This is a genomic window from Sphingobium sp. TA15, assembly GCF_037101235.1.
Classification (GTDB): domain Bacteria; phylum Pseudomonadota; class Alphaproteobacteria; order Sphingomonadales; family Sphingomonadaceae; genus Sphingobium; species Sphingobium indicum.
In genome coordinates this window covers 1,211,293-1,235,736 of record NZ_AP025355.1, presented here as the reverse complement: position 1 = coordinate 1,235,736, position 24,444 = coordinate 1,211,293, and the positions used below count along the sequence as shown (strand labels likewise).

The following is a 24,444-nucleotide window of genomic DNA, read 5'->3' as shown; positions in this document are numbered from 1 at the left end:
GTCCAAGGCGCCGTCGCAAACTTGTCCAAAACTATACGTGAAGCTCGCTTAACAGTTCCTGCATATCGGCAGGGAGTTTGCTGTCGAAGCTGAGCGCCTCACCCGTTACCGGATGTATGAACCCCAGCCTCTTCGCATGCAATGCCTGCCTGTTGAAACCCAGCGTTTCCAGTATCGATTTGAAACCTTTTCTCTCTCTACCGTAAACCGGGTCTCCGATCAAGGGGTGTCCCAGATGCGCCATATGGACGCGGACCTGATGCGTCCGCCCGGTTTCCAGCCTGCATTCCACCATGGCTGCGCCGCGCAGCCTTTCCATTGTCCGGTAATGCGTCACGGCATGTTTGCCCCGCCCTTCCCGATGAACCGCCATCTTCTTTCGATCGGCGTCGGATCGGCCGATCCAGCTGTCGACCGTGCCGGCCGCCGGTTGCGGCACTCCATAGACGATGGCGGCATAGAGCCGGTCGATCGAATGCGCCTTGAACTGCTGCGCCAGTCCTTCATGCGCGCGGTCGGACTTTGCGACGACCAGCAGGCCAGAAGTATCCTTGTCGATGCGATGAACGATGCCGGGGCGCGCCACGCCGCCGATTCCGGAGAGTCGGCCCTGGCAATGATGGAGCAGCGCATTGACCAGAGTCCCGTCCAGATTGCCCGCCGCCGGGTGGACGACCAGGCCCGCGGGCTTGTCGATGACGATCAGGTCCGCGTCCTCATGGACGATGGCCAGGGGGATGTCCTGCGCCACGGCCTCCGCCTCCATCGGCGGGGGCAGGACGATGGCGAAGGCCTGCCCTGCGGCGACCTTCATGGAGGGATTGGGGGATCGGCCGGCATGGGCGGGGCGGCCTGTCACCTGGCCTTCCGCGATCAGCGCCTTCAGCCGTTCGCGCGACAGGTCGGGAACCAGCTCGGCAAGCGCCTTGTCGAGGCGCATGCCGTCCTGCGCCTCGCCGATTGTCGCTTCAATGATGGAAACCCCCGAAACCATTGGGTAGGAAGGTAGGAATGAGGGTTTCGATTTCAAGGGGTCTGCTGGAACAAATCATGTCCGAAGCGGCGGCCGACCGGCATGAGGTCTGCGGCCTGCTTCTGGGGGAGGCGGGACGGATCGAGGCGGTTCTGCCCGCCGCCAATGTCGCGCCCGATCCGGCACGCCATTTCGAACTGGACCCCGCGGTGCTGATCGCGGCCCATCGCGATGCGCGGGCGGGCGGGGCGCGGATCGCCGGCCATTATCATTCGCACCCCGGTGGCCTGGCCGTGCCGTCCGAAACCGACGCGGCCTGCGCCGCGCCCGACGGCGGCCTCTGGCTGATCGTCGGCGGAGAGGCGGCCCGCCTGTGGGTGGCCATGCCGGGGCAGGACGGACGGGTGCAATTTGTCGAGGCTTTGCTCGACATCATGTGAGGGAGGGTTGCATCGCGCGGCGGGGCAGCGCATTAGCCGTTCATTCCTTCCTGTTCATTTTTGCGGCGGCAGCGAACCTTCATGACCAATCCGATCGACAGCATCGATTTTGCCAGCCTGCTCTGCTCGCGCCTGTGCCATGACCTTCTCAGTCCGGTCGGCGCGCTCAACAACGGGCTTGAGCTGATGGCGGACGAGACGGACCCGGAAATGCGGCAACGCTGCCTGGACCTGCTGGCGGACAGCGCCAGGACGTCCGCGAACAAGCTGAAATTCTTTCGCCTGGCCTTCGGTTCGGCTGGCGGCTTCGGCGATGCCGTGCCGACCCATGAGGCGCGGGTGGCGATAGAGGGCATGTTCGCGGCTTCGGGCCGGGTGAAGATCGGCTGGCTGGTCGAGGATGACATGCTGGAAAAGCTGCCGGTCAAGGTGCTGCTGAACCTGGCGCTGATCGCGGGAGATGCGCTGGTGCGGGGCGGTCAGCTCGACATCGGGGCGGAGAAGCGGCCAGGCGTGACGGAGATCGTCGTGCGGGCGGAAGGGCCGAAGCTGGTGCTCGATCCTGACCTGCGGGCCGCGCTGGCGGGGACTTTGCCGCCGGAGGGGCTGGCTTCGCGAACGTCGGCGGCGTGGATGGTGCGTACCCTGGTGACGAGCGTCGGCGGTGAGATCGCGCTATCGCCTGCCGGCGAGCCGATATTGCTGTTCGGGGCGTCCATTCCGGAGGCGCGTTAAGCGCTTTCCCGCATTTCCCTCGCCAGAAGGCGGATAAGGTCGGCGGCCGGCATGGCGCGAGCCAGCGGCGCGCCCTGGCCGGCCCATTGCGCGCCGAAGCCGCCTTCGCCCTTGGCCTTCGCCGCGGCGTTGAGCGCTTTGCCGGCATCATAGGCGATCGGATAGGCGGGCGGCAGCAACGCGGCTTCGGAGTCCCAGGCGGTGAAGCGATTGGCAAGGCAGCGGGCCGGGCGGCCTGAAATGGCGCGCGTCATCACGGTATGATGGGCGCCGGGGCCCGCGAGGGCGGCGCGATAGGCTTCGTCGGCGCTGCTTTCCGTGCAGGCGATGAAGGCGGTGCCGAGCTGCGCTGCGACCGCGCCGAGCGCAAGAGCGGCGCGAACGCCTTGCCCATCCATGATGCCGCCCGCCGCGATCACAGGCAGTCCGCATTGGGCGACGAGCAGCCGGGTGAGGGCGAAGGTGCCGAGCTGGTCGTCAGGCGCCTCGGGATCGAAGGCGCCTCTATGGCCCCCTGCCTCATGGCCTTGCGCGACTATGGCGTCGACGCCTGCCTCCCGCGCGGCCCGCGCTTCGGCAGGATTGGTGGCGGTGGCGAGGAGAAGGCATCCGGCTTGCTTGAGCGCCGCAATGCGGGTTGGATCGGGCAGTCCGAAGTGGAAGCTGACGACCGGCGGCGCGAGTTCGACCAGGACGGCAAGCATCGCGTCGTCCTCGACGAAGCTGCGGTAGATTTCGTGAAGGGCGGCTGGGGGGCGGGCGTCATAGGCCTGGAACAGCGGCGTCAGCGCGGCCAGCCAGGCCGCTTCCCTGGCGGGGTCGCCACGGGCCGGCGCATGAGTGAAGAGATTGACGTTGAAGGGGCGGTCGGTCCGGGCGCGGACGGCTTCCATCATGGCGCGGGCGCCTGCCGCATCGGTCGCGCCTACGGCAATGGAGCCGAGCGCCCCGGCATTGGAGACGGCTGCCGCCATGGCGGGCGTGGAGACGCCGGCCATGGGCGCCTGGACGATGGGATGGGACAGGCCGAGCGACTCGATGATCGACATGGGACGATTGTCGGAGCTTTGCGGGAGGCGGGCAATGGGGAGGATTGGGACTGGAGATCCGGCTTCCGCGTTCAGGTGGCGTTCGCGTCATCTCTATCGTCCGAAATGAAAAGAGCCCGGTCGCCAGTGCGACCGAGCCCCTTTCCCAACAGTCCCGAACGGATCAGGCGCTGTAGTACATGTCGAATTCGACCGGCGAGGGAGCCATTTCCCAGCGGTACACTTCGGGCCACTTGAGTTCGAGATAGGCCTCGATCTGGTCCTTGGTGAACACGTCGCCCTTCAGCAGGAAGTCGTGGTCGGCGGCCAGCGAGTTCAGCGCTTCACGCAGCGAACCGCAGACGGTCGGCACCTGGCTCAGTTCCTCCGGCGGCAGGTCATAGAGGTTCTTGTCCATCGCGGCGCCCGGATGGATCTTGTTCTCGATGCCGTCGAGGCCGGCCATCAGCAGCGCCGAATAGCACAGATAGGGGTTGGCCATCGCGTCGGGGAAGCGGAATTCCACGCGCTTCGCCTTGGCGCCCGCGCCATAGGGAATGCGGCAGGAGGCCGAGCGGTTGCGGGCCGAATAGGCCAGCAGAACCGGGGCTTCGAAGCCCGGCACCAGGCGCTTGTAGCTGTTGGTGGTCGGGTTGGTGAAGGCGTTGAGGGCCTTGGCGTGCTTGATGACGCCGCCGATGAAGTAGAGGCAGGTTTCGCTGAGACCCGCATAACCTTCGCCCGCGAACAGCGGCTTGCCGCCTTCCCAGATCGACATGTGAGTGTGCATGCCCGAACCATTGTCCTGCGCGATCGGCTTGGGCATGAACGTCGCGGTCTTGCCATAGGCCTGGGCGACCATCTGCACGACATATTTGTAGATCTGCATGCGGTCGGCGGTCTGCACCAGCGTGCCGAAGGTCAGGCCCAGTTCGTGCTGCGCGGCGGCCACCTCATGGTGGTGCTTGTCGCAGGGCAGGCCCATTTCGAGCATGGTCGAAACCATCTCGGCGCGGATGTCGGTGCAGGGATCGACCGGCGCGACGGGGAAATAGCCGCCCTTGGCGCGAGGACGGTGGGCCAGGTTGCCGCCCTCATATTCCTTGCCGGTGTTGGTCGGCAGTTCGACATCGTCGATCTTGAAGAAGGACTCGTTATAGTCCGAATTGAAACGGACATCGTCGAACATGAAGAATTCGGCTTCCGGGCCGACATAGACGGTGTCGCCGAAACCGGCCGACTTGACGAAGGCCTCCGCGCGCTTCGCGGTCGAACGCGGGTCGCGGCTGTAGAGTTCGCCCGTGTCGGGTTCGACGATGTCGCAGAAGATGATCAGCATGGGCGTGGCGCTGAACGGATCGACATAGACGGCGTCGAGGTCCGGCTTCAGGATCATGTCCGATTCGTTGATCGCCTTCCAACCTTCGATGGACGAACCGTCGAACATCAGGCCCTGGGTCAGTTCATCCTCGCCCAGCACCGAAGACACCATGGTCAGGTGCTGCCACTTGCCCTTGGGATCGGTGAAGCGGACATCGACCCATTCGATCTCCTTTTCCTCGATCATCTTCAGGATGTCTTTAGGCGTGTTAGCCATGTGAACCTTGCCCTTCTTTCATGATACCCCCCCGAAGGGGTAGGTTGATGTGGTCAGCCGCCAAGACTTTTGGAAATGATCCCCTGCAAGCCGGCGAGAAGTCGGTGGAAAATCAGATGGCGTCGCTGTCGCGCTCGCCCGTGCGGATGCGCACCGCGCCTTCGATGTTGGAAATGAAGATCTTGCCGTCGCCGATGCGGCCGGTCTGAGCGGCGGCAGAGATCGCCTCCACCACCCGTTCCGCGAGCGAATCGTCGACCACGACCTCCAGCTTCACCTTGGGCAGGAAGTCGACCACATATTCGGCGCCGCGATAAAGTTCGGTATGGCCCTTCTGGCGGCCGAAACCCTTGGCCTCCGTGACGGTGATGCCCGACACGCCGACTTCGTGAAGCGCCTCCTTCACTTCGTCGAGCTTGAACGGCTTGATGATCGCTTCGATCTTCTTCATCTCTAATTATCCCAACTCAAACGCGCGCCAGATGGCGGGTATGATCCCGCCTTTCGTCCTTCTCGAGTGACGATCACCATGCCCCCCGAAGGCACGCGTCGCCCCTCTTCCTAATCAATTACCGTGCCAAATAGCGAATCGCCAGGAACTGCTTTCCGCGATGCAGCAACTTTTGTCCATATTGCCCGGATTCCGGGCAGTATTATGAGGCGATGCCCATTTTTTAGGCATGGCCGCCATGATCAGCGCTGATAGGGCGGCGCGTCGAGGCCAGCGGGGCTTTTGGTGAAGATTTCGCAGCCTGTTTCGGTAATGCCGATGCTGTGTTCGAACTGCGCGGACAAGGTGCGGTCGCGGGTGACCGCCGTCCAGCCGTCCTCCAGCATCTTCACGCCGGGCTTGCCGATATTGATCATCGGTTCGATGGTGAAGAACATGCCTGGCTTGAGTTCCGGTCCCGTGCCGGGGCGGCCGACATGGACCACTTCCGGGCTGTCGTGGAACACGCGGCCCAGGCCATGGCCGCAGAAATCGCGCACGACGCCATAGCGGTGCTTTTCCGCGTGCCGCTGAATGGCATGGCCGATGTCGCCCAGCGTGTTGCCGGGCTTCGCCTGCTCGATGCCCAGCATCAGGCATTCATAGGTGACCTCGACCAGGCGGCGCGCCTTGATCGGGGCTTCGCCGCAAATATACATGCGGCTGCTGTCGCCGTGCCAGCCGTCGACCAGCGGCGTCACGTCGATATTCAATATGTCGCCTTCCTTGAGCTTCTGATCGCCGGGAATGCCGTGGCAGATGACATTGTTGAGCGAGATGCAGCAGCTATGCGTATAGCCGCGATAGCCCAGGGTCGCGGGCACGCCGCCGCCGTCCAGCGTCATGCGGCGGACGATGTCGTCCAACTCGCCGGTGGTGACGCCCGGAACCACATGGGGAACCAGCGCGTCCAGTATCTCCGCCGCCAGCCGCCCGGCCTTGCGCATGCCTTCGAAACCGGCCGCGTCATAGAGCTTGATCGCGGTCGAGCGGGAAATCGGCGCGTCCGCCGTCATCGTCATATATTCGGTCATGGACGTGATTATAGGCGGGGATGCCGCATAATGCGAGGGGGCGGCTAGGCAGGGCGCGCGGCAGAGGCTATGGCCAGCCCATGGCCGACCCGACCCGCATATGGACCGCAGCGCTGATCGTGATCGGCGACGAGATTCTTTCGGGGAGGACGCAGGACAGGAATGTGTCGCAGATTGCGACATGGCTGAACGTGCAGGGCATCCGCCTGCGCGAAGTCCGGGTGGTCGCGGACGACAGCGACGCCATCGCAGAAGCGGTGAACGCCCTTCGGGCGCGGAACGACTATCTGTTCACCACCGGCGGCATCGGGCCGACGCATGACGACATCACTGTGGACGCCATTGCCGCGGCGCTGGGCGTTGCCGTGGAAATCCACCCAGAAGCGCGGGCCATGCTCCTCGCCTATTACGAGACGCGGGGCGGCTTGACCGAGGCGCGGCTGCGCATGGCCCGCGCGCCTGCGGGATCGAGCCTGATCGAAAACCGCATGTCGGGCGCTCCCGGCCTGCGGCACGGCAATGTCTTCATCATGGCCGGCGTGCCGCATATCACCGCCGGAATGCTGGACAGCCTGACGGGGAAGCTGGAAGGCGGCCTCCCGGTGCTGTCAGCCACCATCGGTTGCTGGGTGGCGGAAAGCGAGATTGCGGACCTGCTCGGCGCGACGGAGCGGGCGCATGACGGGTGCCAGATCGGCAGCTATCCCTTCTTTCGCGAGGGGAAGACCGGCGCGAATTTCGTGATCCGCTCGGTCGATGCGGAGGCGCTGGATCGCTGCGTTGCGGATCTGAGCGCCGGACTGGAACGGGGCGGCTGGCCGGTGGTGGCTGGAGGGATCTGAGACGGTCCCATCGATTGCGTCGGTGGGAGCGGACATCGGTCCCCTGGTCGGATGGCCCGGTGAAGTGCCGGAGTTTTCGCAAAACTTCAGCCGCACGATGCTCTAAGCGCCTGATCCGCGCCCATATGTGTCCGTAGAGCGGCGGGCTGCGTTGCATCCATGCCGCGCAGGGCGGTATGCTGCGCTGCGTCAATCGCCGGCTGGTTCCGGCCAAGGGGCATCGGGCTCGCTCGCTCGGCGCCCAACCCATGATGAGGGATGAGGGTCCGTGCATCCGGGGTTTCCCGGAATGGATTCGCGCGTCCTTTCATGATCGGTTGGCTGTCGGTCGAAAGCCGTTTGAAGAAGGAGAATAGTGATGCGGATCGTTATGACCGGCTCTGGCTATGTCGGCCTGGTATCCGGCGCGTGTCTCGCGGATTTCGGCCATGATGTCATCTGCGTGGACAAGGATGCGCGCAAGATCGAGCTGTTGCAGGGCGGCGGCGTGCCGATCTACGAGCCCGGCCTTGCCGACCTGATCGCCCGCAACGTGAAGGCGGGGCGCCTGACATTCACCACCGACCTGGCCGGATCGGTCAGCCAGGCCGATGTGGTGTTCATCGCCGTCGGCACGCCCGCGCGGCGGGGCGACGGTCATGCCGACCTTAGCTATGTCTATGCCGCCGCGCAGGAGATCGCGTCCAACCTCAGCGGCTTCACCGTCATCGTCACCAAGTCCACCGTGCCGGTCGGCACGGGGGACGAGGTCGACCGCATCGTCCGCGAAACCAATCCCGACGCGCAGTTCGCCGTCGCCTCCAACCCCGAATTCCTGCGCGAAGGCGCGGCCATCCAGGATTTCAAGCGGCCCGACCGCATCGTTGTCGGCATAGAGGACGAACGCGCCCGCCCGGTGATGGAGGAGGTCTATCGTCCCCTCTACCTCAACCAGGCGCCGATCCAGTTCACGGGCCGCCGGACCAGCGAACTCATCAAATATGCCGCCAACGCCTTCCTGGCGATGAAGATCACCTATATCAACGAGATGGCCGACCTGTGCGAGAATGTCGGCGCCGACGTTCAGCAGGTGGCGCGCGGCATCGGCCTGGATAATCGCATCGGTTCGAAATTCCTTCATGCCGGGCCGGGCTATGGCGGCTCCTGCTTCCCGAAGGACACGCTGGCGCTGGTCAAGACGGCGGAGGATGCGGGCGCGCCGATCCGCCTCATCGAAACCACCGTGGCCATCAACGAAAGCCGCAAGCGGGCTATGGCGCGAAAGGTGGTCGCGGTCTGCAACGGGTCGGTGCGCGGCAAGACGATCGCCGTGCTGGGCCTGACCTTCAAGCCCAACACCGACGACATGCGCGACGCGCCGTCGATCGCCATCATCCAGGCCCTGCAGGATGGCGGCGCGCAGGTGCGGGCCTATGATCCGGAGGGGATGGACGCCGCCCGCGCCATGATGAGCGGCGTGGAATTCTGCGACAATCCCTATGTCGCGGCGCAAGGAGCCGCCGCGGTCGTCATCGTTACGGAATGGGACGCGCTGCGGGCGCTCGATCTGCCGCGCCTCAAGGGGATCATGAGCGGCGATGGCCTGGTCGACCTGCGCAACATCTATCGCCCGGCCGATGCGGAGGCTGCCGGCTTCGTTTATGTCAGCGTGGGCCGCGGCGCCGCGCCGGAGATCGAGGAACTGGTGCAGGCGGCGGAGTAGGCCGCGACCCAAATCCCATCTCGCGTGCGCGATGGGATTGAGCAGGGCGCTCCCGGCATTGGGTCGGGGGCGCCCTTTCATTTCCGGCGCGGTCCCCTTCGCGATCATATCGATTCTGAAAACATGGCGGGGTCGAGCCAGTTTCCGGCGCGCCTTACCACAACTCGTCGCAAATTCCCAAAGGATACGACGAGTCGTCGTTGACCCCAGCTTTTTGTTAACCTTCTTGGAAGACCCTACAGGGGATAACTTCGGGGGTCGCAAACCATGTCTGTCAAAATGACTGGCTCCATTTTTGGAGCCGGAATGCTTTGTATTTTCGCGGCGGGAGCCGCAACGATCATGACCAGCCTGTCGACATCGAGCACGATGTCGACCGCAACAACGACCGGGTCGCAGCTTGTTTCCGCCACGACTTCGACCACGATAACGTCGTCGACGACCAGCGGTTCCGCGACGACGAGCACTGTATCCGATTTTTCCGACTTCGACTTCGCCAATGGGACGAAGCTGCCGGCAAAGGCGACTCTGTCGCTGGGCAATGCCAGCTTTCGTCCGGGCAGCAGCGTGGCCCATGTGCCCGTGACGCTGGACCGGCCGACGCCCAATACGGTGATCGCGCGGATCATCACGGTCAACGGATCGGGCATCTATCGCGCGCTGTCGGGCTATAATTACCAGACGGTCGACACGGTAGTGATCTTCCGCCCCGGCGATCCGCTGGTGCAGACCGTCGCGGTGCCGATCATCGGCGCCACGGAAGGACAGCAGTTCCAGGTCAAGCTGCGGGAGGCGCCCTGGGGTGGCCTCCAGGGGCAATCGACCGCGACGATCACGGCCAGCAGCACGGCCATGGCGACGGCCAGGGCGACGGGCACGTTCCGCGCCCCGCGCAGCTTCGCGGCGACCGGCACGCTTCAGTTCGAACTGCGCAAGGACACCCACAGGCGGTCACCCGACGGCGGCTGGGACCGCTGGGCGACTTCGCTTGCCCATGGGCGGACGCAGGTCGCCAACGGGGAAACCGGGCTCTACCTCGATTCCAGCATTTTCCCCGGCATCGAAGGGCCGGTCTATTGGGGCGCGAACGGGCTCGTCCTGCATACGCAGAAGCTGAAGACGCCGATCAGCTATGACGGCCAGAGCTGGTATTACGGTTCGTCGGTGCTGGACGGCCGCAATTTCCTGGCGACGCAGATCGGTTATGGCCAATATGAATGGGAAGCGAAAATGCCCAGCCGACGCGGGTCATGGCCCGCCTTCTGGCTGGTGTCGACCAGCGGCTGGCCGCCCGAAATCGATATTTACGAGGGGTTCGGCTATCAGAGCTATTGGGATTTCGACCGTCATGTCGCCCATACCCTGCATATCGGCGCCAACAGCACCCGCTACGATCAGCGGGGAGTCACGATCCAGACGCAGCAGGCCTATGGCCTCAGCGGCTATTCCCAGGGCTTTCACCGCTTCGCCGTCGACATCCAGCGGGATTACATCACCTGGTTCGTGGATGGCGTGGAAACCTATCAGTCGGTCAACCCCTTCCGGGGCTTCCGCTTCTATCCGATCATGGACGTCGCGGTGAAGACCAACGGCGCCTATGACGACGGGTCGGGCGACATGGTCATCAAGAGCTTCAAAATCTACAGCGCGCCATAATGATCCTGGGCGCCTCCCGCCAGGGCATAGAGGCGCCCCCAGCTCTTGACCCACTGCCCGGCGATGTCCACCCGACGCGCGCCGGGCAGCAGCAGGGCCGCCAGGCCGGCCGTCCGCAATCCCAATATGGCGACCGACCGGACCAGCAGCTTCGCGGCGCCGATGCGGCCGGGCAGGGCCTTGCGCCGCGCCATCGTCTCGGTGCAGCCGATGCGCCACATGCGTTTCAGCACCCATGAAAGGCGCGCCCGCTCAGCCGAAACCCATTCGCCGACCCGCGCATCGGGCGACCAGCCGAAGCGGGCACCCGCATCATGCAGCCGGGCCAGGAAGTCCAGATCCTCCCCGCCGCTGCAGTTGAAGCGCGGATCGAAGAAGGGCTCTCCGATCATGGCAAAGGCGCGGCGGCTGACCAGCAGATTGTTGCTCGCCCACAGCATGCCGGTCGCGCCCCATGGCCGTTCCTCGGCGCGGAAGACCAGCGTTTCGCGCGCCCATCGCGGCGGCTGCCCCACGAAGCGGCTATCCACGGGGCCGGCGACCACATCCGCGCCCACCTGCGCCTGGCAGATCAGCAGCGCGTCGAGCCAGCCGGGCTGGGGCCATTCGTCATCGTCGATCATCGCCACGAAACGCATCGCCGGATCGTCCAGCGCTGCGGCGGCGATGGCATTGCGGACCGCGCAAAGCCCCGGCTGGGCCACCGACAGCAGCGTCACGGGCAGGCCATAACCCTCCGCCAGCATGGCGCGGACCACGGCTGCCCCCTCCTGCCTGACGGGATCGTTGTCGGCCACCAGCACCATCACGTCATGGCGGCCGGTCACGCCCGGCAGCGTCTCCAGCAGGTGACGGAGCTGATCGGGCCGGCGGAAGGTGGGAATGGCGATCCAGACCGCGGGCATCAGACGGCGGCCTCCACCACCGGCTTGCGGCTGCGTCCGCCGCGCTGGAGCCATTTTATGAGCCGATGCCCGCGCACCTCCACCAGCGCATAGCTTGCCCAGCAGAGCAGCCAGGTCGCCGCCAGCATGGCGAGGACGATCAGCCCGTCGAAGCCGTTGACGCCATGCCTGTGCGCCACGCCCATGCCGCGGGCGAACACGTCCCGCACCAGCGGATGCCAGAGATAGATGGAATAGCTGATGAGACCCAGATGGAAGCTGACCGGATTGGCCATCACCGCCCGCGCCGCCGCGCCGTTATAATAGCAGCTCAGCACCAGCGCCGGCATCAGGCAGACCACCAGCAGGTCGGCCTTTCCAGGCAGCAGCAGCGCCAGCGCGATGAGCCCGCAGATCATGGCGAATGCGCCCGTCCGGTCGATCAGCCGGCGGCACCACGCCTTTTCTGCGCAGCGATAGCTGAGAACGCCCAGCGAGAAACCCGCGAGGCAGCGCAGCAGCGTCAGCACGCTGTCGCTGTCATTGACGTCCAGCGGTCCGCTGGAACCCCGGCCGGACAGCGCCACCAGGCCCAAAATGCCGACGCACAGCAAGGCCTGCGCCCATGCCCATCGCGAAAGGGCGATGATGGCGATCAAGGGATAGATGAGATAGGCCGCGACCTCCGTGCTGACGGACCAGCTATTGCCCGCGATCGGCTCCGTTCCCCAACCCCAGCTCTGCACCATCAGCAGGTTGGTGAGGATGTTCGGCGCGTCGAGCGCAATCGCCTGGCTGCCGGAGATGTTGAGGACGATGCGCGCCATGAACACCAGCGTCACGATCAGGTGCAGCGGCCATACCCGCGCCATGCGGTTGACGAGGAAGTCGACATAGCTCGCCCGCCCCAGATGGTTCACCACCCGGTCGTGATAGCCGAAGGAGATGACGAAGCCGCTCAGGATGAAGAACAGGTCGACCGCCAGATAGGCGCGGGAGAAAAGCGGCAGGCGAAACGCCTCGAACGCCGGGTTGTGCGGGATGTGGTACAGCAGCACCGACACCGCCGCCACGCCGCGAAGGCCGGTCAGCGAGGAAATTCTCATGCGCCTGCGCTCCTCATGGCGGGGGCCGCGTCGAAGGCGGCGGCTATGGCGTCCCACAACGGCTTGCGGCGCATCCCGCCGTCAAGCGGCAGGCCGCGCGACAACTGGCCGTCGGGCCACTTGTAATCCTTGAAATTGGACAGCCAGCTATAGCGGTCCGACAGCCCCCAGCAGAGCACCGACCGCATGGCCGGATTGTCCAGCGCCACGTCCAGAAAGGCCTTGGCGACGGAGGCGATCTCCTTGTCCCGCTTTTCCGGATTGGGCGGCCCGCCCCGGTCCGCGACGTCGAATTCCGTGATGGAAAGGGCCAGCCCATAGCCGCTGAGCTGATCCAGAAAGCGCGCGAACCGGGCCTGGTTGAAGCCCTCCCTATAGGGCTTCAAATGCCCCTGTATGCCGATGGCGTCCACCGGCACGTTGCGCGCCATCAGCCGGTCGAGCAGCTTCAGCATGGCGGTGCGGCGACGCTCGCAGCGGGGGGAGTCGTGCTCTATCCCGAAATCGGTCAGGAACCGCATGGGCCGGGGGTCGACCTCCCGCGCGCGGTGGAAGGCGATGTCGACATAATCCTCTCCCAGCGCGTCCATCCACATGCTCTTGGCGCGCATGCCGTCGGCGCGGCCGTCATTCGGCTCGATGGCTTCGTTGACGACGTCCCATTCGCGGATTTTGCCCGCGTAACGGCGCATGGCGGTGTCGATATAGCTGGTCATCAGCGTTTCGCGTTCGGCACGGCCGGCGGCCTTCAGCGCCGGCTCCAGCCAGGGCGGCTGCGCGGCATACCATACCAGCGCATGGCCCCTTGCGCGCATGCCGTGCCGCTGCGCGAAGGCGATGATCTGGTCCGCGCCGCTGAAATCATATCGGCCGGGCTTCGGCTCGGTCGTGCCGCGCTTCAGTTCATATTCCTGGACGACCATGTCGCATTCGTGGGCGACGGCGGCCGTGAAATCGGGGTCTTCGCGCAACTGGCGCGACTTGATCGCGGCGCCGAAATAGCGGCCAGACTTGCGGGCATGGGCGGCAAGGCCCGCCGTGCCGCCGACCTGCGCGGCGCTCGGCTGGATGGGGGAGCATGCGGAAAGCGCCGCCGCGCCCGCCAGGAATTCGCGCCGTCTCACAGCCTCTGCCCCTTGCCGGCGAACATGTGGGACAGGTCGATCCAGCGGTCGGAAATGCGGCGATAGACCGGATCGGGCATCACGATCTGCAACAGCACCGTCGCCGCCAGCCGCGGCCCGAACGCCCCCCGGCAGACCGCGCCCAGATAATAGCGCATCGCCCGCCGCCTGCTGGTCGGCCAGATGCTTTTCGCGGCGTGCCAGCCCATATAGGCGGAAAAGGCGCGCGGGCTGATATGGGGACGCAGGTCCCGCAACCAGGTCAGGCTGCCGATGCTGCCGCGTACTTGGGAAAGCCGGTCGTCGGCATCCCGGTCCGCCCATATGGTGCCGGGCCGCTCCGTCATCAGGAAGCGCGCGCCGGCCAGCGACAGGCGCAGGGCGAAATCGGTATCGTCGCCGAACCTCACATCCTCGCGGTAGCGGACCTTCCCCGCCAGCGTACGGCTGAGCGCCATGCTGCTGGTCTGGATGAAGCCGCGGTCGCACATCAGATAGCGGTCCATGGTCTCGCCATGCGCGATGGCGCGCGGCGGCTTCAGGAAATTGCGTCCCGCGCCCCGGTCGGCCAGCACCTGGCCGTAGGCGACGATGTCCTCGCTCTCCTGCAACAGCGGCAGCAGGTCGGCGAGGTGATGGGGCAGGAAGCGGTCGTCGCAGTCGAGAAAGGCGATATAGCGTCCGCGGGCATGGTCTATGCCCTTGTTGCGCGCCGCTGCCGCGCCGCGATTTTCCTGCACGATGACCTTGAGGCGCGGATCGTTGATCGCGCCCAGGGCAACCTCCGTCCCGTCGGTCGACCCGTCCACCACCACGATCACCTCGATGATCGCGACGGTCTGTTCCAGGGCGGACATGACGGCGGCGACCGCCGCCTCGCGCCGCTGATAGGTCGGGATCACCACGGAAAACAGCGGCGCGGCGGCCGCCGCCTTCAGGCTGGATGGAGGTTGCCAGGCGGTCATCACGAACCGGCTCCACTTGTCGCGGGCTCGGCCTTGCCGAAGCGCAGGACGAAGCCGTTGACCAGCGAACGGTAGAGCGGCTTGGGCAGGTAGGACCGCAGCACCTGCCGCGCGATCACGCGGGGCGGAACGCCGCCGGCCACCATGCCGACCGCCAGATCCTTGATCGCCGCCACCGGCCTGATCGGCGCCATGTGATAGGCGAGCACGGTCGCGCGATAGCCCCGCCGCGCCCGGTTGGTGAGCATGTGGCCGCAGCGGTCCAGCCAGTCGAGCGAGGTCTCATACCCTTTAACATAGGAAGTCCGCCCGGCCTCGGTCGCGTCGAGCCATATGGTCAGCGGCTGGTCGATCATCCGGAACCGCGCCCCTGCGCCCTGGAGCCGGACGCAGAAGTCCAGATCCTGCCCCTTTTTCAGCGCCGGGTCGAACAGCACATGCTGCGCCATGCCGGTCGGCACGACCATGGTGCTGGTCTGCATGAACTGGTTGGCGCAGAACAGATATTCCCCGACATCCTCGCCCTCGCGAATGCCCCGGTCGGGCCTGATCCAGTAGCGGTCGACGCCCCGGTCCACCTTCATCCGGGAATAGAGCACCGTTCGCCCGTCGTCTCCCGCCAGCGCCTTCGCCATGATGGAAAGCTTGCCGGGCAGGAACAGGTCGTCGGAGTCCAGAAAGGCGATATAGCGCCCGTCCGACGCCATGATCCCGGCATTGCGCGCCGCGCCGCCGCCGGCATTGTCCTGCCGGATATAACGGACGCGAGGATCGCCTATCGCGTCGATGACCGGGCCGGGATTGTCCCGCGACCCGTCGTCGATCACGACGATCTCGAAATCCCGCCAGTCCTGCGCCAGCACGGACCGGATGGTGTCGCCGACGATTTCCGCCCGGTTGTAGAGCGGGATGACGACGGAGAAAAAGGGTTGCTTGCCCAGCGCGGCATCGCTCATGCGCCATGCACCTTTCGATATTCTTCATAGTGGAATCCGGCGAGGCCGGCGATCTTGCCGGCCGCGCGATACAGCTTGCCCAGCCGCTCGACCCGCTTCCCCCGGTCGAGCGTGGCGACCGCGCCCAGCGATCCGACGAGGAAGCCCGCGGCGATGCGCGGCGCCTCCCCCAGGGAGGCGCGCAGCCTGCCCTTGTGGAACCGCTCCACCATCATGTCGGTCATGCCGACGCGATAGCCGCGCATCAGCAGCCATCGGGCGGTGACGCGGCTGGCGGGGATGAGTTCGGTCACGACCGCCTGCTCCGACCAGGCGAAGCGGAAACCGGCACGCTGCATGCGGGTGAAAAGCTGCTTGTCCGACCCGCCGGTCAGCGCCATGCGCTCGTCGAAGGGGCGCTCCCCCATGGCGCGCAGGGCCGTGGCGGCGATCAGCACATTGGCGGTGCTGTCCACCAGCGCAACCGGGCCGGACTGCCCGCGCCGCTTGGGGGCGAGCAGGGAATGGCGGGCAGCCCAGGGGGCGACGGCGCTGTCCATTTCCCGCAGCACGGCGCCGCCGACCACGTCCGCGTCCCAGCGTTGCGCCGTATCGGCCATGGCGTCGATCCAGCCGGGGGAGGCGGCCTCGTCATCGTCCAGCATGGCGACATGGGTCGCGCCGGGCCGCGCCAGCGCGGCGGCGACGAGCGCGTTGCGCACCAGCGGAATGCCGCGCTCCGCCACCAGCACGGCTTCGATCGGCCAGCGATAGCCCTTGGAGGCAAGCTGCTCGACCACGGCCAGCCCTTCCTGCCGGGCGGCGTCATTGTCGGCCACCAGCACTTCCAGATTGTGCCGCGTTTGCTGCGCAGCAAGGGATTCCAGGGTCCGCCGCAATCCCTGCGGACGGTTGCAGGTGGCGATGCAGACGATGATATTAGCCATGGACGCTCTCCTGCCGGAGGTGATGGCGCCGGGTCCATTGCGGGCGCGGCTTGGCCTTGAAGGTGGCGTGCGCGGCCGCGATGGCCGCGAGGAAGATCACCCAGACCTGGCGATCCTTGTCGAAGAAGCTGGTTTCCAGCAGATTCTGGTACATGACGAACACCCAGATCGCGAAGGCCGGCACCATCAGCGCCTGGTTCTCCCTGGTCGAGCCGGTCAGGAACCAGTAGGCGGGCAAGGCAAGAAAGCTGACCAGCAGCATGGCGAGGCCCAGCGGCCCGGTCGTCACCAGGATTTCCAGATAGCCGTCATGCGAATGGGCGGTCAGCATCTGGAATTGCTGGTTGAGATAGTCATGCGCCGGGCTGTTCACGCCGACCTGCCAGAAGCCGCCGAAGCCCGCGCCCAGATAGGGATGATCGGCCAGATAGTCGAACACCACCTGCCAGATCGACACGCGGCCGGTGAAGCTGGTCGGATCGGCGAACAGCCGCTCGATGGTCGGCTGGTAAGCGATGTAGAGCGCCAGGAAGCCGACCATGCCGAACCCCAGCATCAGCAGCAATATCGCGCGTTTCTGCGTGTTGTCGCTCAGCGCCCGATAGATGTTGCTGATCGCCAGCATGCCGACGCACAGCGCGAGTGAGGTCTTGCTCTTGGTTCCGATCACGAAGACGAAGGCCATGACCGCGAACAGCGCATAATACCATTTGCGCCGGTCGATCCATGCATTGCCGCAGACGATGAAGGTCAGCGCCATGACGGCGCCCGCGATATTCTTGTGGAAGAAGAAGCCGCGCCACGCGCCGATCAGCGCCTTGTCGCTTTCGGTCGGCGGATGGACGGCGGCGGGCGTCAGCGGCAGCGACGCCCAGCAGATGATAAGCGAGAGGATCAGCGCCGCGCGCAGCGCGTCGAACAGCCGCTGCGGCCCCATCAGGGAGAGCGCGCAGAAGGTGATGTAGATCACGATGAGCTGCTGCATCGCCCGCTTGAAGGACACGAACGGGTCCACGCCCCAAGTGCAGGAAATGAAGAACCAGGCCAGCATGATCGCCAGCGGCCAGAAGGTGAACCTGTATTGCAGCGGATGCTTGCGGATGATCTGCACGCCGGTCAACAGCAGGGCGAAGCCGATGAACAGCATCTGCTTGAACAGGTCCGACCCGTCATTTTCCTGCGCCATCGCCACCAGTTCGTCCTGGGTGCGGGAGGCGAAGGGCTGCTGCCCGATGAAGACCATCATCAGGAAGACGAAATAGAAGATCTGGGTGATCCAGATCATGCGCATGCTCTGGCCGCCGGTCTGGGCGGGGAGGGCGGCCGCGCCGCCGCGATGCCAGCTTGTCGCCATGGTCAGGCGGCTCCCTGCCGGTCGCGCCGCCATTTGCGGTCGAGTTGCCAGATGCCGAGCATCATGACGAGCTGCGACAGCACGACCCCGCCGATGGAGAAGATGGGTGCGGTGCCCAGCACCAGCAGCGTCACGGCGACCAGCCCGACGCCGCAACTGCGCATGCTCTGCGCCGCGAGCGGGCGGAAGGCCTTTCGCGCCTGGGTCATCACGCTCATCGGCGTCTGCACGCACTGGACGAGGGAGAGGAGGGCGCACAGGCCCACGGCGATCATCACCAGCCGATGGTCCAGCGTGGGCTTCAGGATCAGGCCGGGAAAGGCATGGAGGGCAATCGCCGCCACGACGCAGGTCGCCAGCCACAGCATGACCAGCGCGGCCATGAAGACCCGTTCCGACCTGATCGCCGAGTCATGATCGCCCCGCGCCACGGCGCGCGTCATGCGGGGACGCTCCAACTGGGTGAGGGCGGTGATGCAGACATTGACCGGGCGGAAGAACAGCATCCCTACCGCGATCGGCGCGAAGGCGGTCGGCCCGGCGAGCAGCGTCACGATATAGCTGTGCGAGTTGGAGGTCGCCTCCGTCGACAGCACGCCGACCAGCGTCCAGGCCGACTGCTCCTTCCAGATCGGCCGATAGGCGCCCAGCGCCCGGCCGGGCGCCATGGCGAAGTGCCGCCGCAGATAGGCGAGGCCGAAGGGCAGCAGTCCAACCAGGCTGGCGGCCACCAGCATGCCGCCGATGGCGGGCAGGTCAGCCCCGGTCCGCATCGCGATCAGCAGGCCCGCCAGGATCGTTCCGGCATAGGCGAGGTCGGACCGCGCCGCCCTGGCCGGGGCGTGATGCGCATAGGCGTTGGACCGCCCGAACCAGCGGATCAGCGACAGCATGCCCGCCAGCCCGAACAGCGAAGCGGCTGCCGGAGAGGCGGTCGCCCAGGCGATGGCGGCGCAGATCAGCCCCTGGCTGGCCGCCAGCATCAGGTTGACCGGGAAGAAGAAGTCGAAGCTCCGGGCATCGGCATCGTCCCCCTGGTTCACCGCGATGGTGTAGGGCGTCGACACCAGCGCATTGGACAGGCCATAGCCGAACTGGATGATCACCAGCAGGAAGGCCAGCGTGCCGATGGCCGCCGTTTCCAGGTGATGGATGGAAAAGAGCTGGACCAGCAGATGGCTGACCGAGACGATGGCCGATGACAGGCTTGCCAGGCCGAAGCGGCCGAACAGGCTGCCAAGGCGCTGGACCCGGCCTGCGGGGAGATTTTCAGCCGCCTGGGCCTCAGCCATGGCGATGTTTCCAGATCAGCCAGAGCGCGTGCGGATTGGTGGTGATGTAGCGCCAGGCCAGTTCCTTGGGCCGCGTCGCCATGCGGTGCAGCCATTCGAAACCGGACTTCTGCATCCAGAGCGGGGCGCGCGGATAGTCGCCGGTGATATAGTTGAACAGGCCTCCGCAGGTAACGATCCAGCCCGCCTTGATCTGGTCGCGATTGCGCACGCAAAAGGCCTGTTCGCGGGGCTTGCCGGTGCCGACCCAAAGGACGTCGGGCGCGGCCGCGTTGATCGCGTCGATCACCGCATCTTCCTCCTCCGGCTTCCAGAAGCCGTTGCGCCGTCCGGCGAGCTGAAGACCCGGCGCGAGCGCGAGAATCTCCTTCGCGCAGGCGGCGTTCACCTTCTCCTCTCCGCCGAGCAGATAATAGCTGACCTGGGCATCCGCCGCCGGTTTCAGGCTGTCGATGAACATGTCCGTCGTGCTGGAACGGTCCGCGATGGGCGGTCCGCCGAACCAGCGGGATGCCGCGACGACGATCTGTCCGTCGGCATGGATCAGGTCCGCCTGCGCCAGATTGGCCCGGAATTCGGGATCGGTGGCGTTCATCGACAGGCCCTGGCCGTTGGCGTCGAACACCAGCAGCGGCTGCTGCTCCAGGCTGCGGCGCAGGGGCGCTTCCACCAGCATCTTCGCGATCAGCGCATCCAGCGACAGGGTGGACACCGGCAGGCCGCCGACATGCGCCACGGGGGCTTCATTCCCTATGCCCGGACCGATGCCGGGCGAAGGAAGGGGCTGGCGATGCGCCAGCGCTTGTTCGACGCTCATGCAATCACCGTCCCGGCGATGGGCACGCCATGGCGGTCGAGATCGTCGATGACCCGGCGCATGTCGGCAATGGCGGTATCCCCGCGCCGGGCCACGATCACCACCGCGTCGAAGCCCGCCAATATGCTGCCATAGGGCGTCTGGTCGCCCTTGCGCTCCGCGAGGTAGAACAGCATCGACGTGTCGCGCAGGCCCCAGCCATTGGCCGTTTCCGCCAGAGGACCACGCGTCACCAGGCTCGCCGCGCTGCCCGATGCGCGGCCGGCGGTCATCAGCCAGAGGCCCTCCACCGCCGTCTTGGCCGCAGGCAGCAGCGCCGCGCTGCCCATCAGTTGTTCGGCCAGCCCGGCCTTGTTGGCGATGCGGAACAGCCGGTCGAGCGAGGGCCGGCCCATGTCGACGTCGATCAGCATCGTCTGGCCGTCCATCTGCGCCAGCACGACGGCAAGGTTCGCCGCCATGATCGCCGCTTCGTCGCCCGCCTCTATGGCCAGCACCGCCAGCCGCAGGGCGGCAGGGTCGCCCTCCTTGGCGACGGCGCGCATCTTGGCGCGGATCGTCCGCACCTTGGCGGCATAGGCGTCGGCGGGGTCGAAGGCCGCGATCACCAGCGGATCGACCCGCTGGTCGCCCTCCGGCAGCAGGGCGAAGCCGCCCTGCAACGCCGCGAGCATGCCCGCATCTTCCGGGTCCAGCAGCCCCAGGTCGACCGCCGCATCATGCAGCGCCAGCCCCTGGGATCGGGCATGCGCCTCGACCTTGTGCACTTCGGCTTCGGCCAGGAAGCCATGCTCTACCGCCAGCCGGGCGAAATTATGGCTGTCGCGGGCGCGGGGACGCAGCGCGGCGCCGCCGCCTGCCATGCCGCCCGATGCCAGTTGATGCGGGGCGCCCGCCGTGGAACGCAGTCTCATGCGGCCTCCTGCTGCTTGAAGAACTTGGCCTGGCGCGCGGGAACCGGCACCAATTCGGTGATGACGTCGACTTCGGTGGCGCGGGCCACGCCGGCCGCCGAGCGAACGCGGGGATGGACGATCTCCATCAGGATGACCGCAGCCACGCCGCCGACCAGGCCAAGCGCGATCCCGCCGATCAGCCACAGCATGATATTGGGTTTGGCCGGCAGCAGGGGCACGGTCGCCTCATCGAGCGGGCTGGCATTGGGTTGCGAGATCTGGCTCTTGAGGACCGCTTCGTTAAAGCGCTGGCGCACCGTGTCATAGGTCTGTCGCGCCGCGTCGACGTCGCGCTGGAGGACCATGAGCTGGTCCTGCACGTCCGACATGCGGATCATGCGATCCTCCTGCCCCGCCATGTTGGACTTGAGGTCGCCCTCGCGCCGGCTGGCCGCCACGCTGTTGGCGCTGACCGCGCCGGCCTGGCTGGCGCGGGCCGCCGCCAGCTTCGATTGAAGCTCGGACAATTGGGCGGTGGCAGCCGCCATGGTCGGATGATTGGGGCCCAGCGTCTTTTGCAGTTCGGACACCCTGGCGGACTGCGCCGCCACCTGTTCCTGCAAATTCTGGACGATCAGCGATCCTTCGATGTCGGAAACGCTGCCCGCACCGGCCTTGGACCGCGCAGCCGCGGCCTCCGCCTGCGCCTGGGTAAGCTGGTAGGACAGATTCTTGAGCTTCTCCGCCTCAAGGTCCATGCGGTTGATGCCGATGATGTCATGCGCCCGCTGGAAATCCGACAGCTTCTTCTGCGCGATCTCGTAGCGACGGCGCACTTCCTCCGTCTGCTCGTCGAACCATTTTGCCGATCCGCGAGCGGGTGAGGCGCGCAGTTCCACTTGTTCGCGCATGTAGATCCTGGCGATCAGATTGGCGACCTTCGCGGCGACCTGCGGATCGGCGTTCAGATACTGGATCTGGAGCACGTTGCTCTGCCGCCCGGTGGTGATGGTCATGTTCTTCGAAAGCATGGCGGCCGCCGCCTGCACCCGCGCGTCGGCGGGCATGTCCGTCGGCATCGCGTCGACGAAACCCGCTTCCCTCGCCACCGCGTTCATCACCTTGCCGCTGCGGATGATGTCCGTCTGCGTGCCCAGGATGGATTCCGTGTCCGGCTTGGTCCCCTGCGCGCTGTTGGTATCGGTCGGGTCGGTCTGCGACAGGTCGAGCAGCAGCGAGGCCGTGCCCATATATTGCCGCGGTTGCAAAAAGGCGGTGATCGCGACGAGCAGGAACAATATGCCCCCGATCATCGCCGCCGTGCGCCAGCGCGCCTGAAGCGCCGCCAGCAAATCCATCGGGTTCATGGTCATAGCCCGTCCACTCCCTTGAGCAGCGCGCGCATTTCCTCCGCGGGCGATTGCACAGGCGGCGCGCTTTGCACCGGCTGCTTGGCCATCAGCAGCAGGAATTGCGGCGCCAGCGTATCCTCGAACATCCACAGTTCGCCATTGGGCGTCGCCACCAGGGCGGGTTGCAGCCGCACCATGGCGTCGCGCGCCTGGCTTTCGTTGATGGACCCGCCGCCCAGCACCTCATGGCCGAGCTTCACCAGCCGCTCATAGCTGATGGCGGACATTTGGGAGGCCACCACGGCGGCAAGAGCGATCATCCGGCGCGTCGAACCGGCTTCCCAGAGGATGCGGCGGAACAGCGCATGGGTCTGGCCGCTCATCTCCTCCCAGTCCTCCAGCGCGGAAATCAGTCCCTGCTCGACATCGGAAAGCAGCATCCGGTCGCGCGCGGCCGCTTCCGTCACCAGGGCGGCCGACATGCCGAACAGCCGGGCATGATAGGGCGAACCCATGGCCGCGCTCGCCAGCGCGTCCAGCGCATCCTCGTCGATGGAAAGCCGCGCATTGCCCGCGCAGGACAGCAGCAGCCGCTCCAGTTCCGGCTTGGGGATCGGCGCGACCCGCTGCGGCACCAGATGGCGGCGCAGCGAGGGGTGGGCGGCGATCAGCCCGTCTATGTCGCTGGCGATGCCAACCAGCACGACCTGGACCGGCGAGTGGATGTCGGTCAGCAGCTTCAGCAGCGTCGCCACATCCTGCTTGGCCGTTTCGGACTGCACCCGGTCATATTCGTCGATGATCAGGATGGACCGTTCCCGCACCTCCTCCACCAGCAGGGCGGAGAGGCGCGACACGTCCAGCGGCTCGCCCATCATCTTGCGCGCCCGTTCCTGTCCGGCGCTGCTCATCGGCAGTTCCGTCAGGAAGGGGCGGAAAAGGGAATCGAAATCTGCCTCCCCATTGGCGGAGGCATAGAGCGCGACGCATCCCGCCTCGTCCGCCAGGTCGCCGAACACGCGGGCGAGCGATGTCTTGCCCGATCCCCGCGTGCCGAAGATCACGGCATGCTTGCGCTGCACGACGATCGCCTCGACCAGCTTTTCCAGTTCGCTGTTGCGCCCGGCCAGGCCGTGGCGGTCCGTCACCGGCATGGCGGTATTGAACGCCGCATAGATGCTGTCGCGGCGCAGGCTGATCGGTTTGATCGGCGCGGCCATGGCGCTCATCGATAGCGGGCGGTGCGACGGTTCCTCCGGCTGCGCTTCGGGCGCCTCATGGCGGAAACCGGGCAAGGCCGGCACGTCGAGGTGCAGCGGCACGTCGTCGGGAATGGTGCGCTCATTGCGCCTCTCACCGTTTCGGGCGAGGGACAGGAAGCGATCGAAAATACCGGATTTCTGGCCGGATCGTGGTTGCGCGAAGCCTTGATCGAGGGTCGTCAAAACAGCTTCTCCCGGATGATGAGGACGTCTTCAGGCTTCACTGGATCGTCCAGCTTGGCCTGTATTTCCTTCCCCTCCCGCCGGACTTTTATCCTTTTCGTGGAACCCGCCAGGGTCGGCCCGCCCGCCAACGCCAATGCCTGCCGGAAGCTTTGCCCCGGCACATAGGAAAAGGCGCCGGGCTGCTGGACCTGGCCATAGACATAGACTTTCTCCGCCGGCGGCACGAACAGCGTGTCGCCTGCCTTCAACGGCCGCATCGCGCCTGCGCCCATGTCGGCCAGCGAAATGCGCACCGGCCCGCTGCCGTCGGCGGGCGTCAGGATGACGGCATTGGCGCCGTCCTTGGTCGATCCGCCCGCCTTGGCGAGCATCGACGCGACCGTATAATCCCGGTCGAGCGGATAATTGCCCGCTTCCGGCACATTGCCGAGCACGGTGACGAACCGGCTGACATAGTTGCTGACCTCCACGCTGACGGACGGCTTGGTGAGATAGCCGCCGCTGGCGTATCCCGCGGCGATGTCCTGCGCCAGTTGAGTGGTCGTCTTGCCCTTGGCCGAAACCGGGCCGACCAGCGCGAGCAGGACGGTGCCGTCCTCCTTGATGCGCGTCGTGGTCGACAGGTCCGGCTGACCGAAGACGGAGATTTTCAGCTCGTCATTGGGACCGAGCTGATAGCCCGCGCTCGCCGTCTGCGCGGCGGGAGCGGCGGTTGCGGTCGCCGCCGCGTTTCCGGCGGCGGTCTGGGCAGTCGCGGTCATCGGACCTGCAATGATGAGCAGGGTAAAGATGGATTTCAGGAGAGTATCGGCTTTCACAGCTCATGC

The 24,444-nt window shown here is 65.9% G+C and carries 23 protein-coding genes; 5 read left to right on the top strand and 18 right to left on the bottom strand.

What is annotated here, in order from left to right; genetic code table 11:
- Nucleotides 1-31 precede the first annotated feature (31 nt).
- Nucleotides 32-994, bottom strand: coding sequence for an RluA family pseudouridine synthase (locus Sj15T_RS06205; RefSeq protein WP_007685075.1), 963 nt, complete (start codon nucleotides 992-994; stop codon nucleotides 32-34).
- A 17-nt stretch (nucleotides 995-1,011) separates the two neighbouring features.
- Between Sj15T_RS06205 and Sj15T_RS06200 the strand changes: the two genes are divergently transcribed.
- Together Sj15T_RS06200 and Sj15T_RS06195 are read left to right on the top strand one after the other, a co-directional pair.
- Complete coding sequence (locus Sj15T_RS06200) at nucleotides 1,012-1,413, top strand: M67 family metallopeptidase (RefSeq protein ID WP_041385911.1); 402 nt, start codon at nucleotides 1,012-1,014, stop codon at nucleotides 1,411-1,413.
- Between the two features lie 81 nt (nucleotides 1,414-1,494).
- The gene (locus Sj15T_RS06195; protein WP_013040242.1) at nucleotides 1,495-2,148 is read left to right on the top strand and encodes a histidine phosphotransferase family protein; all 654 of its coding nucleotides are present in this window, start codon (nucleotides 1,495-1,497) and stop codon (nucleotides 2,146-2,148) included.
- Here the strand turns inward: Sj15T_RS06195 and Sj15T_RS06190 are convergent.
- From Sj15T_RS06190 to map, 4 genes are all read right to left on the bottom strand, one after another.
- Nucleotides 2,145-3,197, bottom strand: coding sequence for a nitronate monooxygenase (locus Sj15T_RS06190; protein WP_013040241.1), 1,053 nt, complete (start codon nucleotides 3,195-3,197; stop codon nucleotides 2,145-2,147). The two genes, Sj15T_RS06195 and Sj15T_RS06190, sit on opposite strands and share 4 nt — an antisense overlap.
- A 163-nt stretch (nucleotides 3,198-3,360) precedes the next feature.
- A complete protein-coding gene (glnA, locus tag Sj15T_RS06185) occupies nucleotides 3,361-4,773 on the bottom strand; it encodes a type I glutamate--ammonia ligase (RefSeq protein ID WP_007685079.1) in 1,413 nt (470 codons plus the stop codon).
- 112 nt (nucleotides 4,774-4,885) lie between these two features.
- Nucleotides 4,886-5,224 (bottom strand): P-II family nitrogen regulator, encoded by a 339-nt coding sequence (locus Sj15T_RS06180; RefSeq protein WP_007685085.1) that lies wholly within the window; start codon nucleotides 5,222-5,224, stop codon nucleotides 4,886-4,888.
- A gap of 242 nt (nucleotides 5,225-5,466) precedes the next feature.
- On the bottom strand, nucleotides 5,467-6,297 hold the full coding sequence (gene map / locus Sj15T_RS06175) for a type I methionyl aminopeptidase (protein ID WP_007685087.1): 831 nt from the start codon (nucleotides 6,295-6,297) through the stop codon (nucleotides 5,467-5,469).
- A gap of 80 nt (nucleotides 6,298-6,377) precedes the next feature.
- Here map and Sj15T_RS06170 point away from each other — a divergent pair, with 80 nt between their 5' ends.
- From Sj15T_RS06170 to Sj15T_RS06160, 3 genes are all read left to right on the top strand, one after another.
- Nucleotides 6,378-7,139 carry a molybdopterin-binding protein gene (locus Sj15T_RS06170; RefSeq protein ID WP_020819198.1) on the top strand — a complete coding sequence of 254 codons (762 nt, stop codon included), beginning with the start codon at nucleotides 6,378-6,380 and terminating at the stop codon, nucleotides 7,137-7,139.
- 358 nt (nucleotides 7,140-7,497) lie between these two features.
- Nucleotides 7,498-8,841, top strand: coding sequence for a UDP-glucose/GDP-mannose dehydrogenase family protein (locus tag Sj15T_RS06165; protein ID WP_013040238.1), 1,344 nt, complete (start codon nucleotides 7,498-7,500; stop codon nucleotides 8,839-8,841).
- A 306-nt stretch (nucleotides 8,842-9,147) separates the two neighbouring features.
- Nucleotides 9,148-10,497, top strand: coding sequence for a family 16 glycosylhydrolase (locus tag Sj15T_RS06160; protein WP_007685648.1), 1,350 nt, complete (start codon nucleotides 9,148-9,150; stop codon nucleotides 10,495-10,497).
- Here Sj15T_RS06160 and Sj15T_RS06155 read toward each other — a convergent pair.
- From Sj15T_RS06155 to Sj15T_RS06095, 13 genes are read right to left on the bottom strand one after another with little or no spacing between them, the layout of a single operon-like run.
- Nucleotides 10,482-11,402: a glycosyltransferase gene (locus Sj15T_RS06155; protein ID WP_013040236.1), complete on the bottom strand. Its 921-nt coding sequence runs from the start codon at nucleotides 11,400-11,402 to the stop codon at nucleotides 10,482-10,484. The two genes, Sj15T_RS06160 and Sj15T_RS06155, sit on opposite strands and share 16 nt — an antisense overlap.
- On the bottom strand, nucleotides 11,402-12,487 hold the full coding sequence (locus tag Sj15T_RS06150; protein WP_013040235.1) for an acyltransferase: 1,086 nt from the start codon (nucleotides 12,485-12,487) through the stop codon (nucleotides 11,402-11,404). The genes Sj15T_RS06155 and Sj15T_RS06150 overlap by 1 nt, the downstream gene beginning before the upstream one ends.
- On the bottom strand, nucleotides 12,484-13,611 hold the full coding sequence (locus tag Sj15T_RS06145) for an endo-1,4-beta-xylanase (protein WP_013040234.1): 1,128 nt from the start codon (nucleotides 13,609-13,611) through the stop codon (nucleotides 12,484-12,486). Before Sj15T_RS06145 ends, Sj15T_RS06150 begins: the two co-directional genes overlap by 4 nt.
- Nucleotides 13,608-14,576 (bottom strand): glycosyltransferase family 2 protein, encoded by a 969-nt coding sequence (locus tag Sj15T_RS06140; protein WP_041385909.1) that lies wholly within the window; start codon nucleotides 14,574-14,576, stop codon nucleotides 13,608-13,610. The genes Sj15T_RS06145 and Sj15T_RS06140 overlap by 4 nt, the downstream gene beginning before the upstream one ends.
- Nucleotides 14,576-15,532: a glycosyltransferase family 2 protein gene (locus Sj15T_RS06135; protein ID WP_007685656.1), complete on the bottom strand. Its 957-nt coding sequence runs from the start codon at nucleotides 15,530-15,532 to the stop codon at nucleotides 14,576-14,578. The genes Sj15T_RS06140 and Sj15T_RS06135 overlap by 1 nt, the downstream gene beginning before the upstream one ends.
- Nucleotides 15,529-16,458 (bottom strand): glycosyltransferase, encoded by a 930-nt coding sequence (locus Sj15T_RS06130; protein ID WP_013040232.1) that lies wholly within the window; start codon nucleotides 16,456-16,458, stop codon nucleotides 15,529-15,531. Before Sj15T_RS06130 ends, Sj15T_RS06135 begins: the two co-directional genes overlap by 4 nt.
- Nucleotides 16,451-17,812 carry an O-antigen ligase gene (locus Sj15T_RS06125; RefSeq protein WP_049775153.1) on the bottom strand — a complete coding sequence of 454 codons (1,362 nt, stop codon included), beginning with the start codon at nucleotides 17,810-17,812 and terminating at the stop codon, nucleotides 16,451-16,453. Before Sj15T_RS06125 ends, Sj15T_RS06130 begins: the two co-directional genes overlap by 8 nt.
- A gap of 2 nt (nucleotides 17,813-17,814) precedes the next feature.
- The gene (locus Sj15T_RS06120; protein WP_013040230.1) at nucleotides 17,815-19,104 is read right to left on the bottom strand and encodes a polysaccharide biosynthesis protein; all 1,290 of its coding nucleotides are present in this window, start codon (nucleotides 19,102-19,104) and stop codon (nucleotides 17,815-17,817) included.
- On the bottom strand, nucleotides 19,097-19,921 hold the full coding sequence (locus Sj15T_RS06115; RefSeq protein WP_013040229.1) for a WecB/TagA/CpsF family glycosyltransferase: 825 nt from the start codon (nucleotides 19,919-19,921) through the stop codon (nucleotides 19,097-19,099). The genes Sj15T_RS06120 and Sj15T_RS06115 overlap by 8 nt, the downstream gene beginning before the upstream one ends.
- Complete coding sequence (locus Sj15T_RS06110; RefSeq protein WP_013040228.1) at nucleotides 19,918-20,835, bottom strand: capsular polysaccharide biosynthesis protein; 918 nt, start codon at nucleotides 20,833-20,835, stop codon at nucleotides 19,918-19,920. The genes Sj15T_RS06115 and Sj15T_RS06110 overlap by 4 nt, the downstream gene beginning before the upstream one ends.
- Nucleotides 20,832-22,190, bottom strand: a complete 1,359-nt coding sequence (locus Sj15T_RS06105; protein ID WP_013040227.1) for a GNVR domain-containing protein — start codon at nucleotides 22,188-22,190, stop codon at nucleotides 20,832-20,834. Before Sj15T_RS06105 ends, Sj15T_RS06110 begins: the two co-directional genes overlap by 4 nt.
- Nucleotides 22,187-23,614 (bottom strand): ATP-binding protein, encoded by a 1,428-nt coding sequence (locus tag Sj15T_RS06100; RefSeq protein WP_013040226.1) that lies wholly within the window; start codon nucleotides 23,612-23,614, stop codon nucleotides 22,187-22,189. Before Sj15T_RS06100 ends, Sj15T_RS06105 begins: the two co-directional genes overlap by 4 nt.
- Nucleotides 23,611-24,435, bottom strand: coding sequence for a polysaccharide biosynthesis/export family protein (locus Sj15T_RS06095; RefSeq protein WP_013040225.1), 825 nt, complete (start codon nucleotides 24,433-24,435; stop codon nucleotides 23,611-23,613). Before Sj15T_RS06095 ends, Sj15T_RS06100 begins: the two co-directional genes overlap by 4 nt.
- Nucleotides 24,436-24,444: the final 9 nt, after the last annotated feature.

Excerpts from the sequence above, each read along its gene's own strand:
- Sj15T_RS06205 (WP_007685075.1), bottom strand. The coding sequence starts at position 994 with ATGGTTTCGGGGGTTTCCATCATTGAAGCGACAATCGGCGAGGCGCAG.
- Sj15T_RS06200 (WP_041385911.1), top strand. The coding sequence starts at position 1,012 with ATGAGGGTTTCGATTTCAAGGGGTCTGCTGGAACAAATCATGTCCGAA.
- Sj15T_RS06195 (WP_013040242.1), top strand. The coding sequence starts at position 1,495 with ATGACCAATCCGATCGACAGCATCGATTTTGCCAGCCTGCTCTGCTCG.
- Sj15T_RS06190 (WP_013040241.1), bottom strand. The coding sequence starts at position 3,197 with ATGTCGATCATCGAGTCGCTCGGCCTGTCCCATCCCATCGTCCAGGCG.
- glnA (WP_007685079.1), bottom strand. The coding sequence starts at position 4,773 with ATGGCTAACACGCCTAAAGACATCCTGAAGATGATCGAGGAAAAGGAG.
- Sj15T_RS06180 (WP_007685085.1), bottom strand. The coding sequence starts at position 5,224 with ATGAAGAAGATCGAAGCGATCATCAAGCCGTTCAAGCTCGACGAAGTG.
- map (WP_007685087.1), bottom strand. The coding sequence starts at position 6,297 with ATGACCGAATATATGACGATGACGGCGGACGCGCCGATTTCCCGCTCG.
- Sj15T_RS06170 (WP_020819198.1), top strand. The coding sequence starts at position 6,378 with ATGGCCGACCCGACCCGCATATGGACCGCAGCGCTGATCGTGATCGGC.
- Sj15T_RS06165 (WP_013040238.1), top strand. The coding sequence starts at position 7,498 with ATGCGGATCGTTATGACCGGCTCTGGCTATGTCGGCCTGGTATCCGGC.
- Sj15T_RS06160 (WP_007685648.1), top strand. The coding sequence starts at position 9,148 with ATGCTTTGTATTTTCGCGGCGGGAGCCGCAACGATCATGACCAGCCTG.
- Sj15T_RS06155 (WP_013040236.1), bottom strand. The coding sequence starts at position 11,402 with ATGCCCGCGGTCTGGATCGCCATTCCCACCTTCCGCCGGCCCGATCAG.
- Sj15T_RS06150 (WP_013040235.1), bottom strand. The coding sequence starts at position 12,487 with ATGAGAATTTCCTCGCTGACCGGCCTTCGCGGCGTGGCGGCGGTGTCG.
- Sj15T_RS06140 (WP_041385909.1), bottom strand. The coding sequence starts at position 14,576 with ATGACCGCCTGGCAACCTCCATCCAGCCTGAAGGCGGCGGCCGCCGCG.
- Sj15T_RS06135 (WP_007685656.1), bottom strand. The coding sequence starts at position 15,532 with ATGAGCGATGCCGCGCTGGGCAAGCAACCCTTTTTCTCCGTCGTCATC.
- Sj15T_RS06130 (WP_013040232.1), bottom strand. The coding sequence starts at position 16,458 with ATGGCTAATATCATCGTCTGCATCGCCACCTGCAACCGTCCGCAGGGA.
- Sj15T_RS06125 (WP_049775153.1), bottom strand. The coding sequence starts at position 17,812 with ATGGCGACAAGCTGGCATCGCGGCGGCGCGGCCGCCCTCCCCGCCCAG.
- Sj15T_RS06120 (WP_013040230.1), bottom strand. The coding sequence starts at position 19,104 with ATGGCTGAGGCCCAGGCGGCTGAAAATCTCCCCGCAGGCCGGGTCCAG.
- Sj15T_RS06115 (WP_013040229.1), bottom strand. The coding sequence starts at position 19,921 with ATGAGCGTCGAACAAGCGCTGGCGCATCGCCAGCCCCTTCCTTCGCCC.
- Sj15T_RS06110 (WP_013040228.1), bottom strand. The coding sequence starts at position 20,835 with ATGAGACTGCGTTCCACGGCGGGCGCCCCGCATCAACTGGCATCGGGC.
- Sj15T_RS06105 (WP_013040227.1), bottom strand. The coding sequence starts at position 22,190 with ATGACCATGAACCCGATGGATTTGCTGGCGGCGCTTCAGGCGCGCTGG.